Below are 16,738 nucleotides of genomic sequence, written 5' to 3' on the forward strand. Positions count from 1 at the left end.
GCAAATATTTTTGTAGCGAAAGCAAAGCTCGTCAGCTACGGAAGACTCCTACCTCTGGAGGCGGTGAGATGGAAGCGGAAGTGGTTTCTTTTCAGTGGGTGTTCAAACGCATACTGAATGAAGATAAAGCCCCGGCGGATGTCACGAATTTTGAAAGGAATGAATTGTGTGTGCACAATTCAAAATCCGGACGCAATTACGCCAAGGCTAAATTGATAGTGAGGGATGATGAATGGCAAGAACAATCAACAATCAACAGAGATTAGAAAAACGAAATGCCATATTAAAAGAAGCAAAAAGGCAATTTCCTAGAGAGGGTTTTTCTAAGACTACTCTTTCTAGTATAGGGAAGACAATAGGAATTAATCCTGCTACAATTTTACTTTATTTTCCTAGCAAAGAGGATTTGTTTGAGAATACCGTCAAAGAAGCATTTCAAGAAACTAGAGAAGGACAACTTTATTTACCAGATAGCTTAAAACGATCAGAGCAATTAGAGCAGATGGTGAGGCATCATGTGGGGCAGTATCGTGAAGATCCAACAAACCTACGAATTTTACAATACCTGTTTTCCCAAGCTGGGAGATTTCCAGAGCTAGAGCAAGAAGCCGTTTCCATCACATATGAGTTTGTGGAGAGAATGACTGGATTGTTGAAGGAGCGCTCTAATTTAAATGAAACCGAACAAGAACTTCGCGATAAAACGTGGGCTTATTTATCTTTCTTAAGTGGATTTACAATGATTATGCTTGAACCTGAAAAATATCCATTATGGGAAGGAATCGTAAAACAAGGAGTTAAGCTACTCGAAACATAAAGGGGTTAAAGAAACATGATCAATAATGAAGTCAAGAAAGTAATGATGCTCTATAGTAGTAGCTTGAATGAAATGTTCCCCAATCAAGTTCTAGGTGTCTATTTATATGGCTCATCCGTTTTAGATGCCTTTCATCCTGAGAGCAGTGATATTGATTTTGTGACGGTTTTTAGTCGAGAAATGACGGGCGAAGAGTTAAAAAAATTATCGTATCTTCATAAGAATATTAGAGCTGGAAATCCATTAGTCAAAAAATTTGAATGTGAGTACTTATCCTTGAATGAGCAGAACCAATTGGATTTAGATAAATCTTTCCCTTTTTTTGAGGGTACAAAGTGTAAGGGGGAAAGAAGGCTTATGAAAGTTGCGGTTTATCAGCTCGTTCATGATTCATATGCTGTTTACGGCCCTAACTTTTCTACATACTACTCAAGCATAGATTGGCAGGATATTATGCAGGAGATGGAGTACAATCTTAACCACTATATAGCGAACAAAGCTTCCCGAAGCTATTTGTTTTTATTCGATTCTTGGATTGAGTTCATTGTCTTAACCTTATGTCGAGTGTATTATACATTGAAAACAGGAAAGATTACGTCAAAGGAACGGGCCTGTGAAGAAGTAATAAAGGACTTCGATTTAACCTATTCTGACATTCTTCAAGAGGCACTTAGAATTAGAGGTAGAAACCAAGCCAAGTCCAATTATAAAAATCGATGGGAACGAAAGAAAGCAACGATCCATTTTATAAACTCTTTGAGAGCGTATTGTAATCAGGCTTTTTTATCTAGATAAGTCTTCAAAAAGTAATATCATATTGGGGGATCGTTGTATCACTCGTTATACTAGGTGCGAAGCGTATTATAAGGAAAAGTACATAGTTTGAACCATATCGCTTTCATAAATTATTTGATTCATTGTTCAACAGTTGGGCCTGATTGTCGCATAAAAAAATTATAAAAGTCGATTCCTTATTGTACTAGGAATCGACTATTTAGGTAAAAACCGCTTAGCTTATGTTTTTCACGTTTTTTGATAGGATCTCTAAAGACAGATTTTTTACCAATTATTATGAAATGCTTCTCGGTATGTAAAACTGCTAGCTGAGTATATAAAACTTATCATTCGTGTTATTTTACATCCTTTGTCCACTCTGAAACTTTATCTTCATTTTCTTTAATCCATTTTTTAGCTGCTTCTTTAGGATCAGTGCCTTCCATAATGTCAAACATAACACTTTCTATATCTTCTGCAGTCCAATGGAAGTTATCAAGAACACTATATGCTTCTGGATCATCTTCTTTCAATCCTTTACGTGCAAATGTGCCAATATATTCTTCAGCTCCATATATACCTTTAGGATCGTCTAAATATTTTAAATCGAAAGCATTGAATTTCCAGTGAGGAGACCAACCTGTAACAATGATTTCTTCTTTTTTTTCAATTGCTTGACTAAGAGCTGCTGTCATCGCGCCTGCAGATGAGGTAAGTACATTCCAGCCTTTTAGGTTACTGTATTCCTTATAAGCATTTTCTGTTGTTGCCGTCATATTTGCTCCTGGTTCAATACCTGTTATCGTCTTATTTGCTTCATTTGTTAAATCTTCGATAGAGTTTACATCCATATAACTAGGGACAACTAAGCCAATTTTTGCGCCTGTTAGATTTTCACCCAAATCGACTATTTTCTCCTTGTACTTCTCAACTTGTGGGGCATGTGTTTGTGGTAGCCAAGCTGACACCATACCATCGACCTCTCCGTTTGCAAGAGCTTCCCACATAATTCCATTATCGAGTGGTGTTAGTGTTACATCATATCCTAAATCCTCTAGAACTTGTCCTACTATGTTCGTAGAGGCAATTTCAGTGTCCCATTCGACATAGGCTAAGTTCACTTCTTTTTTTTCGTTATTTTGTGTACCTTTACCATCTGAGTCACAAGCACTTACTATTAAACTCAATCCTAAAGCTAATCCTAGCTTCAATAGATTACTGAATCTCATAAAATCTCCCTTTCTTAGGATTAAAAAATACCTAGAAATTAACAAGTAACAACTTAACGTTAACAAAAGGTTGTTACTTTTGTCAAACTGGGTTTTTAAGAAAAAATGCGCAAATCTAAAGGGGAAGTCCGAGATCGTGCAAGTAAAAAAGCTCATGTTTAGCCTAGGACGAACCGGCTTTAATTATTTTTATTTTGTGATGTATAATTTTCCCTTTTAGATCGAATTCCAGGCTAGTAATTTAAGGCTGTCGTAAGGCTCGCTTTAGATTTGGGAAAGGTGAATTCATTAAAGTCTAAGCTGTAGAGAAAAAAGACTTGAATGGAGATGATTTTTCTTATGAAAACATCAGCTATTGTGCAAACACAAAACCTGACCAAAAAGTATGGATCTATTAATTCTGTAAATAAAGTTGATCTTCATGTTCAGGAAGGAGAGATCTATGGGTTTTTGGGTCCGAATGGTGCTGGAAAAACAACCACACTAAAAATGCTTCTCGGACTTATCAAGCCTTCGAAAGGGACAATCAATATATTTGGGGACAGTTTAAGCAAACATCGGTCTTCCATTTTGCAACGTACTGGATCCTTAATCGAATCACCTTCTTACTATGGGCATTTGACAGGACTCGAAAATATGAGGGTCATGCAACGGCTGCGAAATGTACCTGATAAAAATGTGAATGAGGCACTTCGTATTGTACGTCTAGAAAATCAGAAAGACAAAAGAGCTGAGCAATATTCGCTAGGAATGAAGCAACGATTGGGTATTGCAATGGCTTTGCTTGCCTTTCCAAAGCTACTGATTCTTGATGAGCCGACGAACGGTTTAGACCCGGCTGGTATCGGTGAAATACGGGAGCTCATTAAATCATTGCCTAAAAGCTATGGGATAACGGTATTGCTCTCTAGCCACTTGCTCTCTGAAATTGAACAGATTGCTACTTCAGTAGGTATTATCAGTGATGGGAATCTACTGTTTCAGGGGAGTGTAGAAAGTTTAAGGGAAAAAGGCAAAAGCGCCATCCTTCTTAAAACTGGAGACAATACTAAGGCGGAGCAGCTCCTTCACACGCAAGGCTACAGTCTAACAAGAAGCGGTAACCGTCTTGAGTTCGATAATCTTCAGGACAAAGAAGTGGCAGAAATGAACCGATTTCTTGTTAAACATAACATTCCTGTCACTAGGATTGAAGAGCATAAGAAAAGCCTGGAGAACATTTTCCTGGAGCTGACAGGGAGGGGGAGGAGCTTGTGATTAAAACATTAGGACTAGAATATTACAAAATACGCCGCAAAAAAATATGGATTATGATTACCTTAATGCTTGGGGTGGAGATGCTGTGGGCTTGTAATTCCATCAACCATTCTATTGCTAAAAATCCGGTTTACGCAGTGTGGGAATCTATCTTTTTTGATATATCTTCTATGAATGGGCTTTTTATGCCAATTATTTCGGCTATCGTTGTTTCTCGTATTTGTGATATGGAGCATAAAGGCGCCACCTGGAAAATGCTTATTGCTACTAACGTGAGCCGCGGCTCTCTTTATGCGGCGAAGTATATTTGCGCTAATAGTTTGCTCCTGTTTGGCATTCTTGCGCAGACCGTACTGATGATTATATTCGGACTGATAAAAGATTTTCCTGGAGCACCTCCTACCGATTTTTTATTCAAGTTTATTGTTGGTAACTTGATGACGACCCTTGCTGTTACGGCACTTCAGCAATGGATTTCTTTAGCCATTAAAAACCAAGCATTTGCGCTGTGCTTAGGCATGCTGGGGGGCTTCATCGGTATGACCGCAGGATTTTTCCCTGCTGCAGTTAGATATATTTTTATATGGTCGTATTATTTGGACCTCAGCCCGGTAACTTTTCATTTCGCTGAGTCTGCGAGTTTTTATATGGCACAGTCTGTTGGGGTCGGTCTTGTATTGATTGTACTAACGATGACTGTTCTATTTTATATTGCCGGGAGTATTCATGTATCCCGGCAGGAAATCTGAGGTGAGAAATTGATGAAACAAAGTATCTTTGCTGAATTGCTCAAGCTACGACATTCTCGTATCGGTCTTGTACTAGCTGTACTTCCTATCATAAGTCTGCTGTTTGGATGTACAAATTATTATTTAAACAAGGGCGTCTTGGGAAATGGATGGTATAGCTTATGGAGCCAAGTTTCCTTGTTTTACGGCGAGTTTTTTCTACCTATTTTAATTGCCATTTGTTGTTCCTATGTATGTAGGCTGGAGCATTTGAACCGAAATTGGAATATTATTTTGACCGCTCCAGTATCGGTTGCAAGTGTTTTTCTTGCCAAATTGTTTGTCGTTAGCATATTAGTTATGTTCACACAAACATTTTTCCTAGGGTTGTACTGGTTAGCAGGTACCCTGTTCTCCTTACCAGGTCCTTTTCCTGTAGAGACTATAGGCTGGACGGTCCGTGGTTGGTTTGCCACTCTCTCCATTAGTGCTCTGCAATTAGGAATATCGTTGCGAATGCGAAGCTTTGCAACACCTATTGGCATTAGTCTATGTGCAGTGATTATCGGTTTGGGTATGTATGCTGCTAATGTAGGTATGTTTTTCCCGTTTTCACTACTCACAATTGGCATGAGTGTTTTAAATCAGGATCGGCTTACTGACTTACAGAATATTTTATTTTGGATAGTAAATTTAACTTTTGTAATTATTTTTGTGTCGATATCTATTCACCGCTTGAAGAATAAAGATATTGTCTCATCCTAATTACACTTGGAGGAATTTAGATGAAAAAAATATTGTTGATGCTGGGGCTTTTCATCGTGCTTGGTGCATGCATGTGGTTTTTCTTCTTAACCCCAGAGAAGCTAACACCTGAAAATCCTGCGGGAAAAACTATCTATTATACAATGATATCCGACTCTGGTATTCAGGATAACAATGGACGTTACGACTATGAATTAACTGCCTACAATAAGAAAGGGAAGGAACAAAAGCTTGAATTTTCGGCTGGAAAGCAATTGAGAGAAGGAGCGTATATCCGACTTAATTACACACGGATTCGAGGCGTCACTTATTGGGAAGAAGTTGACTTCGAGGAGTTACCAGAAGCGGTGCAACAGAAATATCAAAAATAAAAAGAAAGCCTTCGAATGAAATTGGGAAAATACTGATGAATCTCCTATTCATGTATAATAAAAGTCAGGTGATGCAGCATGGTAAATTTAAAAGACAAAAAAATATTAATAGTAGATGATGAACCGGAAATTAGAAAAATGATTGAAAGCTTTTTAAGAAAAGAGGGCTTTTTCCGTATATATAATGCAACTGACTGCAGTTCTGCCCTGTCAATCTGCCAAACAGATAAGCCTGATATAGCTATTCTCGACGTCATGTTACCTGATGGCGATGGATTCTCACTTTTGTCTTCCATCAGACAGTTCTCAGAAATGCCAGTCCTTTTCCTTTCTGCACGGGGCGAGGATGAAGATCGTTTACTCGGACTTGGCTTGGGGGCAGATGATTATATTGTGAAACCGTTCCTACCGCGTGAACTAGTTTTAAGGCTTATGGCCATTCTGAAAAGGGTCTACTCCTCTCATATTTTGGAACAATTGTCTGTTTTTCAATTAGGCGAACAGACTATTAATCTAGAAAGTGCTGTCGTATACGGGAATCAAAAGGAGTTACCATTGACGGCAAAGGAGCACGCTATACTTGTGAAATTGTATGAAAATCAAGGGAGAATCGTTACAAGCGATGCCTTATGCCAGGCCGTCTGGGGAGATGACAGCTACGGTTACGAAAATACATTGATGGTCCACATAAGGCGGGTTCGTGAAAAAATCGAGGTGGATCCATCCAAACCACTTTATCTTCTTACTGTCAGGGGACTGGGATATAAACTGTTAGTGAAGGAGACGCGTTAAGTGGAAGGAGTTATTCGCATATTACGACGATTTGTCGCCGCTACTATTATAATCTCGATATTTCTGCTTATTTTTAACTTAGTAATGTTATGCGTGCTAGTGTTCACAGAAAATAATCAGTCTCCGTCCCCAAAAAACGTGGTGAAGCAAGTGGCCCAAAGTATGGACAAACAGGGTGACAGCTACCGATTGAACGAGAACACTGCCGAGCTGCTGCAGCAAAACAATGCATGGGCTATGTTAATCGGTGAAGATGGCCATGTGCGATGGAACTACCATTTACCTAATGATGTTCCGCAATCCTACAATCTAGTAGAAGTAGCCAAGTTTTCACGTTATTATCTTATGGAATATCCTGTTTATACTTGGGAGCATCAGGACGGTCTGATTGTAGTAGGATATCCAAAGAAAAGCCACTGGAGGTATCAATTTGACTATCTCTCAGATTGGTTAGAGTCATTGCCTTTGCGGCTTATATTATTACTGATTTCTAATGTGATACTCGCTTTGCTAATATCTATTATGATTGGGACACGACTAATAAGAAAAATACGTCCTCTTGTGGATGGAGTTCACAACCTTGCCAAGGAGGAAGTGGTTCAGTTGGATGCCGATGGGATATTCGATGATTTGGCCCAGAGCATTAATTCCACGTCTACTATGCTTCAAAATAAAACGGATGCGTTAAAGGCTCGGGATGAAGCTCGCTCCAATTGGATTGCTGGGATTTCGCATGATATTCGAACGCCCCTGTCGCTAGTTCTCGGCTACGCAAGTGAAATGGAAGAAAATTCGGACCTGCTAGACGAGCAAAGACATCAGGCAAGCATTATCCGGCGCCAAGGCGAGAAGCTACGATCCCTTGTAAGTGACCTGAATTTGGTCTCCATGCTTGAGTATGAAATGCAACCTTTACATTTGAAGAACATTCGACTATCGGTTTTGGCAAGACAGGTTGCCACAGATTTTTTAAATAACGGAATAGATGATCGCCATGCCATTGATTTAAAACTGTCCACCGAAGCGATTCACATCATTGGAGATGAAAAATTACTACTTAGAGCAATTAACAACCTCGTCCAAAACAGTATGCATCACAACCCAGAGGGATGCAAAATCATACTGGAAACCAACTTGTCTGAGGGAGGCTCCAAGTATCGCTTTATCGTAACGGATAATGGACAAGGCATTCCGCAAGAACAATTAAAGAATATTACCGAGTTACCTTACTCATCAAAGAGAAAGGGGACTATCAAGCAAGGTCACGGTCTGGGGCTTCCGATGGTTGCAAGAATTGTGCAGGCACATCATGGACGCCTAATTCTTGAGAACGGTGAAGATCAAAGAGGTTTAAAAGCAGTTATGGAATTTCCTATCTAGTACCAAAAGGAAGAACAATAGAAAAAGCTAAGAGGCAACTGGAAGCACGCCGCGACTACAGATGAATGTGTCTCGCTTATTGTTTTCCTTCCGTGAGTATAGGTACTTACATCGCTATATTTGCCCCTAGCTCTGTAACGATTATCAAAATATGCAAGAAAAACAACAAAAATTGATTTTATTAAATTCATTTATAATGCTATAATTCCGCTATCAATTACTATATTTTGGGTGATGTATAAACTTATTTTGGGGAATTGTGTAAAAATAAAGGTTGCTATTGACTGTTATATATATTTTCTTAATTATCACAAGTATTGTGCCTGCTTACGCTGAAGATGAATAGATAACAGAGAGTGTGGATGACGTTGTTGCCCTTATAGGTTATAAAGGTGAATCAAAGGATAAATGAGATTAATGACAACCAGTGTAGAAATAAGGACCAAAGTGTTTAAGAGTAAGAAGGAAGGTTATACATTTACTAACTGGTATCAAATATAAAAGCAAGGGATTTAGTGAAAGATATAGTAATAGAAGACCTACCATTGTACTACCAATGGATAAAGAGGGGCTTTATGAATGAGGAGATTGCCAAGCGATGTATTATTAAAGGCTATGCAGATAGCATTTTCAGACCAAATAAAAACTTACCACCGGCATAATTTAAGGCGTTAATGTATCGAGTGCTCGGTTTATAAAGTATGACTGTTAAGGAGATGTATCGTAATTTGATACATCTCTTTTTCTATTTAAGTAGCTATGCCATTAGCAAGTATTATTCAAGGAAGAAAATGAAGTATTGCTGTTGAAAAATCACATAGGAAAATAGATTTACCTATAAACAGATAAAAATTTTATCGTATTAAAAATGTCCCGGAAAAAGATGTTGTGTTGTGAAAGGATATTAGGATTATCAAATCATGCATAAAATCGAACAAATAGTGATTTTGCATATTATAAAATACTTGTTATAGTTTACCTATTATCCTGAAAAACAAGAGACTTTATACATGGTTGCTCAAAATGAGTGAATTTGATTAAAATAAGATTTTTTGTTGGTTAAAAGAGTATTTGATGGGAGTGAAATATACACGAAACATCCGTTCTGTTGTCGAGTTTATACTCTGTGGTAGTCAAAAAGTATTGATAAAAATCCTTTTTGATGTTTAGTGTCGTGAAAAACGGGAATAGAATTTATTGATAAGAGCTATATAAACTTATCTAATTTTAATAGTTTATTATTGACACAGCTAGAAGGTGTTAGCGTAAGACATTGAGGTGTTTTTATGTATAATTTTTTAGATCGTTTAGCTTTACAAAAAATAAAGGTTTTACATCATATTTATAAAGAACAGAGACTGTATTCAAGTTTAGAGTTAGCTCAAAAGATGTCTCTGTCAGAAAGAACAATTATAAAAATAATTGAGGAAATTTCGAATGATTTGGGATCTATTACAGAATCTGCGGTTATCCAAAAAGTAGAGCATAAGTATTTTCAATTAGACTACAAAGACAATTTCTCTATTAAAACGATTGAAAGGTATTATTTACAAAAGTCATTAACTTATAGAGCTTTTGATCAGATTTTTTACAATGATTTTAATGATATTAATATGTTTGCTTTGGAAAATTTCACCAGTGTACCCTCCATATATCGACGTATAAAAAAAGTTAAACCTTTGTTAAGTCAATTTCATTTGAAGTATACATCCCTTGAAACGGTCATTTTAGAAGGTACGGAAAAACAAATTCGTTATTTCTACTTCTTGTTCTATTGGAACTCGTGTTGGGGGGAAGTATGGCCATTTACTCTCGTATCAAGAGAAGAAATTCTAGAAAGAATGAAGGAAGTAAATATAGAATACTCCGAACCTGTTTTATACTGGCTTGCCATTTGCCTAACACGTGCAAAATTAGATTGCTTAATTGAATATCATCCAATGTATGCAAACTTTACAAAACATCATCATAACTATGAGCAATTATCGGAAAAAATCAAGTATATCTTCGAAGAATTTACAACTTTATCAGAAGAAGAAATTGAATTAGAAACAATGTTTTCATTTTCCATAATTTGTTGCATGCGTCATTATCAAAAGAAAGATAATGACGCAAGTTTATTGATGAATTTTGCCCAGCACCATAATCAGGAGCTATTTATACAAGTAACTCTATATTGGATGGAAATATTTATGGAACATTTTTCAGTTACTTTAGATGTAGAAGAATATGGGGCACTTTTTATAAATTTACTACATCTTCATTATTTTATATTAACATTTTCAGGTCCAGCTAGTTTATTTAAAGAAGATCTTTATAAGAAGCGATTAGAAATGCATGAAACTGCTCAAATCGAAATCATGAATCAGTTTTATGATCGTCTATTAGATAATAAAGACTTTGCTATCGTATTTAAACGTAGAGAAGTATTAATCGGTCGATATCATAAATTACTAAAGCAAACATTAAGTATTATTAATAGAGATACCATTAAAATAAAAATATTTTCGATGATAAATGATATACCTTATCTATTCAATCAAGTAAAACGTGTTTTTGTCCATGTTGAGTTATGTTCTGAAGATGAAGAAGCAGAGTTAATCATAGCAGACCGCTTTTACTTAAATATTCAAAAAAACCCAGAAGATATATTTGTTTGGAATTCAGTTCCTTCGAGAGGAGACTATGAAAGGTTAGGAAAAAGGCTACAGGAGATCTATTTTAAAAAGTATCAACAGCCAAATAAGTTACTATTGAAAACTTTACTAAGTGATGTTTAAAGAAAAATATTCGCTTTTTTGAGAAATGGAGGTTGATTCATGCGCTGGAAAAATAAAAATATACAGATAGATCACGACATTATATTACTCAAAAGTAATATAATGATGAATATTCAAAATGGCAGTGAAATAGAGAAACAAATAAAAATGATTAAATTTTCACTAGAAGACTTACAAGTAATTAAAAACTTGCAGCCATTTATTGAAGAAGCAATAGATGACATTGTTGATCGCTTTTACAATAATCTAGAATTGGAAGATTCTTTATTGACTCTTATTAAAAAAAATAGTTCAGTGGATGATTTAAAGAAAACTTTAAAATTACATATTTTAGAAATGTTTTCGGGAATAATTGATGATGAATATTTTTTAAAAAGAGCTAGAATAGCGCAAATGCATGTGAAAATTGGTCTACAGACAAAATGGTATTTATGCGCCTTTCAAAATTTGTTTATAACAGTTATTGAGATGATCGAAAAGAATTTTTCTGATAAAGAGCTTTATTATTCTAATGTAAAAGCACTTTCAAAATTATTTAACTTAGAGCAACAAATAGTTCTTGAAGAATACGATAAAGAGAAAAGTAAAATTAAAGAAAAATCAAATAAACAGGCAGCAAAAACTGGATTTCAAGTTGTCAATTCAACTGAAAATCTAGTATTTATTTCAGAACAAACTAATGCGACATTTAAGGAATTACATATTCTTTGCACAGAAATGATGGAGATCGTCAATGCCGGAAAAGAGTTATCTGCTTTAGCAGAAGAGAGGGCTGAAAATGAAAAAGTTCAAATAAGTAAACAAAATAGTAATATGATGGAAGTTTATGAGGCTGTCCAAATAATCTCCAATGATATAAAAGAATTGTTAAAGATAACAGAGGAAGTCCAAGGCATTATAGATATTGTAACGGAAATAGCCGATCAAACAAAATTATTATCTTTTAATGCAGCAATTGAAGCAGCAAGGGCTGGCGAACATGGCAGAGGATTTGCAGTTGTAGCAGAAGAAGTTAAGAAACTATCAGAAGTAACGAAAAAATCAGTCTCAAATGTAGCTCATTTAATTTTATCCACCGTAACTAATGTGGAAAAGTTATCATCTTCACTTGACATGATAAACCAATCCGTTCATGACGGGCATGAAATTATGAAACAAACAGACATATTTTTTGAGCAAATCTTACAATCTATGAAGGAAATACAAGAACATAATAAATATTCACAGGAAGAATTGGGGATTTTTGTTGATGTCGTGAAAGAATTGGGTAAAGCATTTGATGAAGTTGCATTGTCGGCTAACCGACCTGCTAGTTTTGCTAATGAATTAAACAATTGATGAGGAGTTTTCCGAATGAGCAAAAAAATACCAAAAGAATTAACGTATTTTTTAAAACTGGGTGATGCTGTTGTAATTGTTGATGAAGATCAATTTATCATTGATGTGAATCAACAATATGAAATTAGCACTGGCTATAAAAGAGAATTTCTAATTGGATTACCAGTAGGGTGTTTAAAATCGAGTGCAACACCATTTGTTATGTATAAATCGATAGAAAGTACATTGAGAAATGGAAAAACGTGGTCAGGGGCAATGGTTAATGTCAACAAATCATTAGAGCAAAGGTACTCATTTATAACGATTACTCCAATTGAAATAAAAGGAATTGTTTATTATGTAGGAGTAATGCGCATGGCAGAACAACTATTGATAGAAGAAGTGAATCAGAAACAAATAGATCAAAAGGAATTATTTAAATTGTTAGCTCTATCAAGTGAAATGCGTGATGTAGATATCGCGGAACATCTTTTAAATGTGCAAAAGCTTTCAGAGAAACTCTTGCTAAGCCTCTTTGAAGATAGATCATATAATTTATCTGTAGAGTATATTAATAAAATTATTCAATACAGTGTATTGCATGACATTGGTAAATCCGGAATTCCAGAGTCGATACTGTATAAAACGGGTACATTAACAATTCATGAAAGAAAAATCATGGAGATGCATCCTCTTATCGGTATCGATGTATTAAATAAAATATCTGATGAAATGAACAATAAACTCTTTGAAGATATGGAAATAGCAAGGAATATTATTAAATCTCATCATGAGAATTGGGATGGATCAGGATATCCAATGGGATTAAAAGGAGAAGAAATTCCATTTGAAGCGAGAGTTATATCAATAGTAGATGTATATGACGCTTTAGTTAGTAGTAGAGCTTATAAAAAATCTTGGACAAAAGAAGAGGCACTTTCATATTTAAAAGAACAGAAGGGCATTAAGTTTGATCCTAATTTAGTAAAAGTATTTATAGAAAAAGTAATAGGTGAAAATAGAATTATTTTAAAATAAATGTCGAGTATTCAGCTAAATAATGTATGAAATAATACTGAAACGACCTCATTTTAGACTTCTTAACGATGATTACTCAATGGATTTTATAATTCTAAAAAGTGCAATTTACGTGAGGAGCAAATTGAAATTTTATAAAAATAAAAGTAATACCTGATTATGAATTATTTCAAAAAAGTGGAATTCAATATGAAGAAGATGTCCAGTACTTTAATACTTTAATAACTGAAGTGACAACATTAGTATTCATCAGTGCTTTGCTTGTAAATGACATTGAATCTTAAAGAACTCAAGTTTTTCACGATTCAATTCCATACAAAGATGGCTGAACAAAATATTTTTTTCCTCATATGATATGTGCAAATGCTTCAAATATTTTGAGGAGGAAAAGTATGCATTGGGTAACCATCATTCTTATAGGCATAGCCGCAAACTTAGATAATTTAGGTATAGGTCTTGCCTATGGGATAAAACGTGTAAAGATCCCCGTTTTATCGAACGCAGCTATAGCGGTCATTTCCATGATCGTCACATATGTTGCAGTTACAGCCGGGAGTACGATTGATGAATTCATTTCTCCACATACAGCTAATTTGTTAGGTAGTTTACTGTTAGTTACTATAGGATTGTGGACTTTAGTGTCAAATCGTTTTTCTCAGCAAGGCATTGCAGAAAAACCTGAATTATTTGATGAAGATAAAAATTACATTATCTCTTTCAGAGAATCAATGACACTTGGTTTTGTCTTATCTGCCAACTGTCTAGCTGGCGGCATTGCTATTGGCGCAAACGGGATATCCGTCATATGGACAGTAATCTCTATCGGCATTTTTTCATTTATAACAGTTGGTATAGGTAGTCATTTTGGAAGCTTACTAACAAAAACATTTATTGGAAAATATTCTGCAGCTATATCTGGTTTGTTACTTCTAATTATTGGTATATTGGAAATGTTTAGTTAAATAAGTGGCGTTGTTAATAGAATTCAGGGGATATCAGGAATTTTTCCGTGATATTGGCTCATCACCAAAAGTTGTGGATGACATTTGTTAAGACGTATGCTTTGTATATTAGTTGATTGGAGTGGAGACTGGGCGACTCCTTGGGATTAGCGTCACAGATGAGACCCTGGAGCGAGCAACGCGAGTGAAGCGGCTCATCGGACGCCCCCAGGAAAGCGCCCAGTCGGAACGGAAATCAACCACACGTTATGGTGATGATCCGTGATATTCCTTTTTGATAGGGAATTTCGGAATATTAAGGGTGAATTTGGTTAAGTTTCAATCGATGGCACAACGCTTAATCATTCAATTTTGCAAACGGACAATAATGAGTTTTATTTATATTGTAATTTTAAAAACCGAGAAAGTCCGGCTGGCAGTGTGGGGACTGCTAAGATTAGCAAAGTTTTAATTTATTACTTGACGCAAAATGATTATTAATATATAGTAAGTTACCAAAAGTAATTAATTACTTTTGGTAACTTGTGTATTCAAAGTAACTACTTATGTTTATCTTGAACATAATTAATGTAGTTACTTCATATTTTAACATATATCTCGAATTCGAGATAAATAAAAAATTTAAATGGAGGAATTTAAAATGGCAAAATGGAATATTGATTTAGGACATTCATCAGTTAACTTTCAAGTAAAACACATGATGGTATCAAAGGTAAAAGGTGTGTTCGATACTTATTCAGCAGATATAGAAGCGGCGGATCTTGGAGATTTAACAACAGCCAATATTGACTTTACAATCGATGCAGCAAGCATTAACACACGTAGCGAAGATCGTGACAATCACTTAAAAGCAGCAGATTTCTTCGATGCCGAAACATATCCAACAATCACTTTTAAATCAACGAACATTACAAAAAAATTAGATAATGAATTTGCCATTACAGGCGATTTAACAATTAAAGATGTAACAAAATCAGTAACATTTGATACTGAATTTAATGGGAAAGGGACAAATCCATGGGGCCAAGAAGTTTATGGCTTTGAAGCTGAAACGACAATCAATCGTGAAGAATTTGGCTTGACTTGGAATGCTGCTTTGGAAACTGGTGGTGTTCTTGTTGGTAAAGACATTAAAATTACAGTAGAACTTGAAGTAAATCCAGCTTAACCTTGCAAACTGTGCTCGAAAATATAGTCGGGCACAGTTTTTTATTAATAAAGTAAAACTATGGTTCATCACCAAAAGTTGTGGATACATTTGTTAATCGCCCCAAGTGTATAAAAATAACCCAATAACTAAGTTACTTGCATAATTTTAGTAATTAATGCATATAAATCATCATATTGTTTTTGGGGGCGATGGGATGAATGTATTAGTGACAGGTGGTTATGGTTTTATTGGCAGTGCAGTGGCAAGGCGTTTCTTTAAGGAAGGTTCAAATGTTTATATTATTGATAATTTAAGCACAGGCCATTTACGTAATGTCGACTTTGAGCATAAATCGTATCTTTTGAATGTAGAAGATGAGGTTTGTGAGCATCTCTTTAAGGAAATATCATTTGATGTGGTAGTCCATTGTGCTGCGCAAACAAGTGTCCAAAAGTCGATACAAGAGCCAGTGAAGGACGTTTTAACGAATATTGTAGGGCTTAGTCAGATGCTCTTCTTATCGTCAAAATATAAAGTAAAGCATTTTGTTTTTGCCTCGTCTGCGGCCGTTTATGGTGATAGTCACTATCCACCACTAGAAGAAACGGATGTTAGTGAGCCCATTTCAATGTATGGATTAAATAAAAGCATTGGTGAAACATACTGTGAAAAATGGCAAAAGGATTATCGTTTACCAACATTAATTTACAGATTTGCTAATGTATTCGGCCCAAGACAATATATGCAGGGGGAAGCGGCGGTTATTCCTAGCATGCTAAAAAGCAGTATTGAAGGAAAGCCCTTTACGATTTATGGAGATGGAGAACAGACACGAGATTTCATTTATGTAGATGACATTGCAGATGCTATTTATGCCGGTGTGCAAGCTAAATTACAAGGCATTTATAATGTATCAACGAATGAGGCGTGGTCGATTCATCAAGTCATTTTATTATTACAGCATTTAAATCATCCTTTAGAAATTCAATATGCTCCTGCAAGAGAGGGAGATATTGAGCATTCGTTTTTAAATAATGCCAAGTTGGCAAAAGCAATCGGGTGGAGACCAAAAACTTCTTTTGCGGAAGGCATAGAGCGCACATTGCAAGCATTACAAAATGAAAAAATCGTTGAAATTTAAGTATAGAACCCCGCTTAGTTCTTTAAATATGAAGATGAAGATTTGTCAGTGTAATATTTGACGATTTACCCTATTCTAAAGGGAAAATCGTCTTTTTATATTTTCAATTACTTATTGAGAGAGGGAAACTAATCATTCATCAGCAAATAAATACAGACCCTCGTTCAAGCGTCAAAACCATGGTTTATCTTTCAATGCTATTTAGTAAATTTGCATATTTTATAATTGGTATTACAC

General features: G+C 35.5%; 17 protein-coding genes and 1 pseudogene. 17 read left to right on the forward strand and 1 reads right to left on the reverse strand.

What is annotated here, in order from left to right:
* The first annotated feature begins 68 nt into the window (after window positions 1-68).
* From AB9L17_RS04245 to AB9L17_RS04255, 3 genes are read left to right on the forward strand one after another with little or no spacing between them, the layout of a single operon-like run.
* Window positions 69-266, forward strand: a complete 198-nt coding sequence (locus tag AB9L17_RS04245) for a hypothetical protein (RefSeq protein WP_068983403.1) — start codon at window positions 69-71, stop codon at window positions 264-266.
* Window positions 233-817, forward strand: a complete 585-nt coding sequence (locus tag AB9L17_RS04250) for a TetR/AcrR family transcriptional regulator (RefSeq protein ID WP_068983402.1) — start codon at window positions 233-235, stop codon at window positions 815-817. The genes AB9L17_RS04245 and AB9L17_RS04250 overlap by 34 nt, the downstream gene beginning before the upstream one ends.
* Window positions 818-832: 15 nt before the next feature.
* Window positions 833-1,612 (forward strand): aminoglycoside adenylyltransferase domain-containing protein, encoded by a 780-nt coding sequence (locus tag AB9L17_RS04255; protein ID WP_223552862.1) that lies wholly within the window; start codon window positions 833-835, stop codon window positions 1,610-1,612.
* A gap of 335 nt (window positions 1,613-1,947) precedes the next feature.
* Here AB9L17_RS04255 and AB9L17_RS04260 read toward each other — a convergent pair whose 3' ends face one another.
* Window positions 1,948-2,820: a glycine betaine ABC transporter substrate-binding protein gene (locus AB9L17_RS04260; protein ID WP_223552860.1), complete on the reverse strand. Its 873-nt coding sequence runs from the start codon at window positions 2,818-2,820 to the stop codon at window positions 1,948-1,950.
* A 339-nt stretch (window positions 2,821-3,159) separates the two neighbouring features.
* Here AB9L17_RS04260 and AB9L17_RS04265 point away from each other — a divergent pair, with 339 nt between their 5' ends.
* The 14 genes and pseudogenes from AB9L17_RS04265 (at window position 3,160) to AB9L17_RS04330 (ending at window position 16,501) form a co-directional block, all read left to right on the forward strand.
* Complete coding sequence (locus AB9L17_RS04265; RefSeq protein WP_375200132.1) at window positions 3,160-4,077, forward strand: ABC transporter ATP-binding protein; 918 nt, start codon at window positions 3,160-3,162, stop codon at window positions 4,075-4,077.
* Entirely contained in the window at window positions 4,074-4,826 is a 753-nt protein-coding gene (locus AB9L17_RS04270) for an ABC transporter permease (protein ID WP_068983392.1), read from the forward strand. Before AB9L17_RS04265 ends, AB9L17_RS04270 begins: the two co-directional genes overlap by 4 nt.
* 12 nt (window positions 4,827-4,838) lie before the next feature.
* Window positions 4,839-5,570 carry an ABC transporter permease gene (locus AB9L17_RS04275; protein WP_223552856.1) on the forward strand — a complete coding sequence of 244 codons (732 nt, stop codon included), beginning with the start codon at window positions 4,839-4,841 and terminating at the stop codon, window positions 5,568-5,570.
* 20 nt (window positions 5,571-5,590) lie between these two features.
* Window positions 5,591-5,941 (forward strand): YxeA family protein, encoded by a 351-nt coding sequence (locus AB9L17_RS04280; RefSeq protein ID WP_223552854.1) that lies wholly within the window; start codon window positions 5,591-5,593, stop codon window positions 5,939-5,941.
* Window positions 5,942-6,019: 78 nt separating this feature from the next.
* Window positions 6,020-6,733, forward strand: coding sequence for a response regulator transcription factor (locus AB9L17_RS04285; protein WP_068983389.1), 714 nt, complete (start codon window positions 6,020-6,022; stop codon window positions 6,731-6,733).
* Window positions 6,734-8,113, forward strand: coding sequence for a sensor histidine kinase (locus AB9L17_RS04290; RefSeq protein WP_068983388.1), 1,380 nt, complete (start codon window positions 6,734-6,736; stop codon window positions 8,111-8,113). It abuts the gene before it with no gap.
* A 1,286-nt stretch (window positions 8,114-9,399) separates the two neighbouring features.
* Window positions 9,400-10,893, forward strand: coding sequence for a helix-turn-helix domain-containing protein (locus tag AB9L17_RS04295; RefSeq protein ID WP_375200133.1), 1,494 nt, complete (start codon window positions 9,400-9,402; stop codon window positions 10,891-10,893).
* Window positions 10,894-10,998: 105 nt separating this feature from the next.
* A pseudogene (locus AB9L17_RS04300) lies at window positions 10,999-11,463 on the forward strand (protoglobin domain-containing protein); the annotation flags it as partial.
* 150 nt (window positions 11,464-11,613) lie between these two features.
* Window positions 11,614-12,231, forward strand: coding sequence for a methyl-accepting chemotaxis protein (locus AB9L17_RS04305; protein WP_375200755.1), 618 nt, complete (start codon window positions 11,614-11,616; stop codon window positions 12,229-12,231).
* Between the two features lie 15 nt (window positions 12,232-12,246).
* Window positions 12,247-13,248, forward strand: a complete 1,002-nt coding sequence (locus AB9L17_RS04310) for an HD domain-containing phosphohydrolase (RefSeq protein WP_375200134.1) — start codon at window positions 12,247-12,249, stop codon at window positions 13,246-13,248.
* A gap of 392 nt (window positions 13,249-13,640) precedes the next feature.
* A complete protein-coding gene (locus tag AB9L17_RS04315) occupies window positions 13,641-14,210 on the forward strand; it encodes a manganese efflux pump (RefSeq protein WP_068983384.1) in 570 nt (189 codons plus the stop codon).
* 121 nt (window positions 14,211-14,331) lie between these two features.
* Window positions 14,332-14,475, forward strand: coding sequence for a hypothetical protein (locus AB9L17_RS04320; RefSeq protein ID WP_223552846.1), 144 nt, complete (start codon window positions 14,332-14,334; stop codon window positions 14,473-14,475).
* Window positions 14,476-14,850: 375 nt separating this feature from the next.
* Window positions 14,851-15,378, forward strand: a complete 528-nt coding sequence (locus AB9L17_RS04325) for a YceI family protein (RefSeq protein ID WP_068983383.1) — start codon at window positions 14,851-14,853, stop codon at window positions 15,376-15,378.
* A gap of 196 nt (window positions 15,379-15,574) precedes the next feature.
* Window positions 15,575-16,501 (forward strand): NAD-dependent epimerase/dehydratase family protein, encoded by a 927-nt coding sequence (locus AB9L17_RS04330; RefSeq protein WP_068983382.1) that lies wholly within the window; start codon window positions 15,575-15,577, stop codon window positions 16,499-16,501.
* Window positions 16,502-16,738 lie beyond the last annotated feature (237 nt).

This window comes from Lysinibacillus sp. RS11 (assembly GCF_042019215.1).
GTDB classification, from domain to species: Bacteria; Bacillota; Bacilli; order Bacillales_A; family Planococcaceae; genus Lysinibacillus; species Lysinibacillus xylanilyticus_A.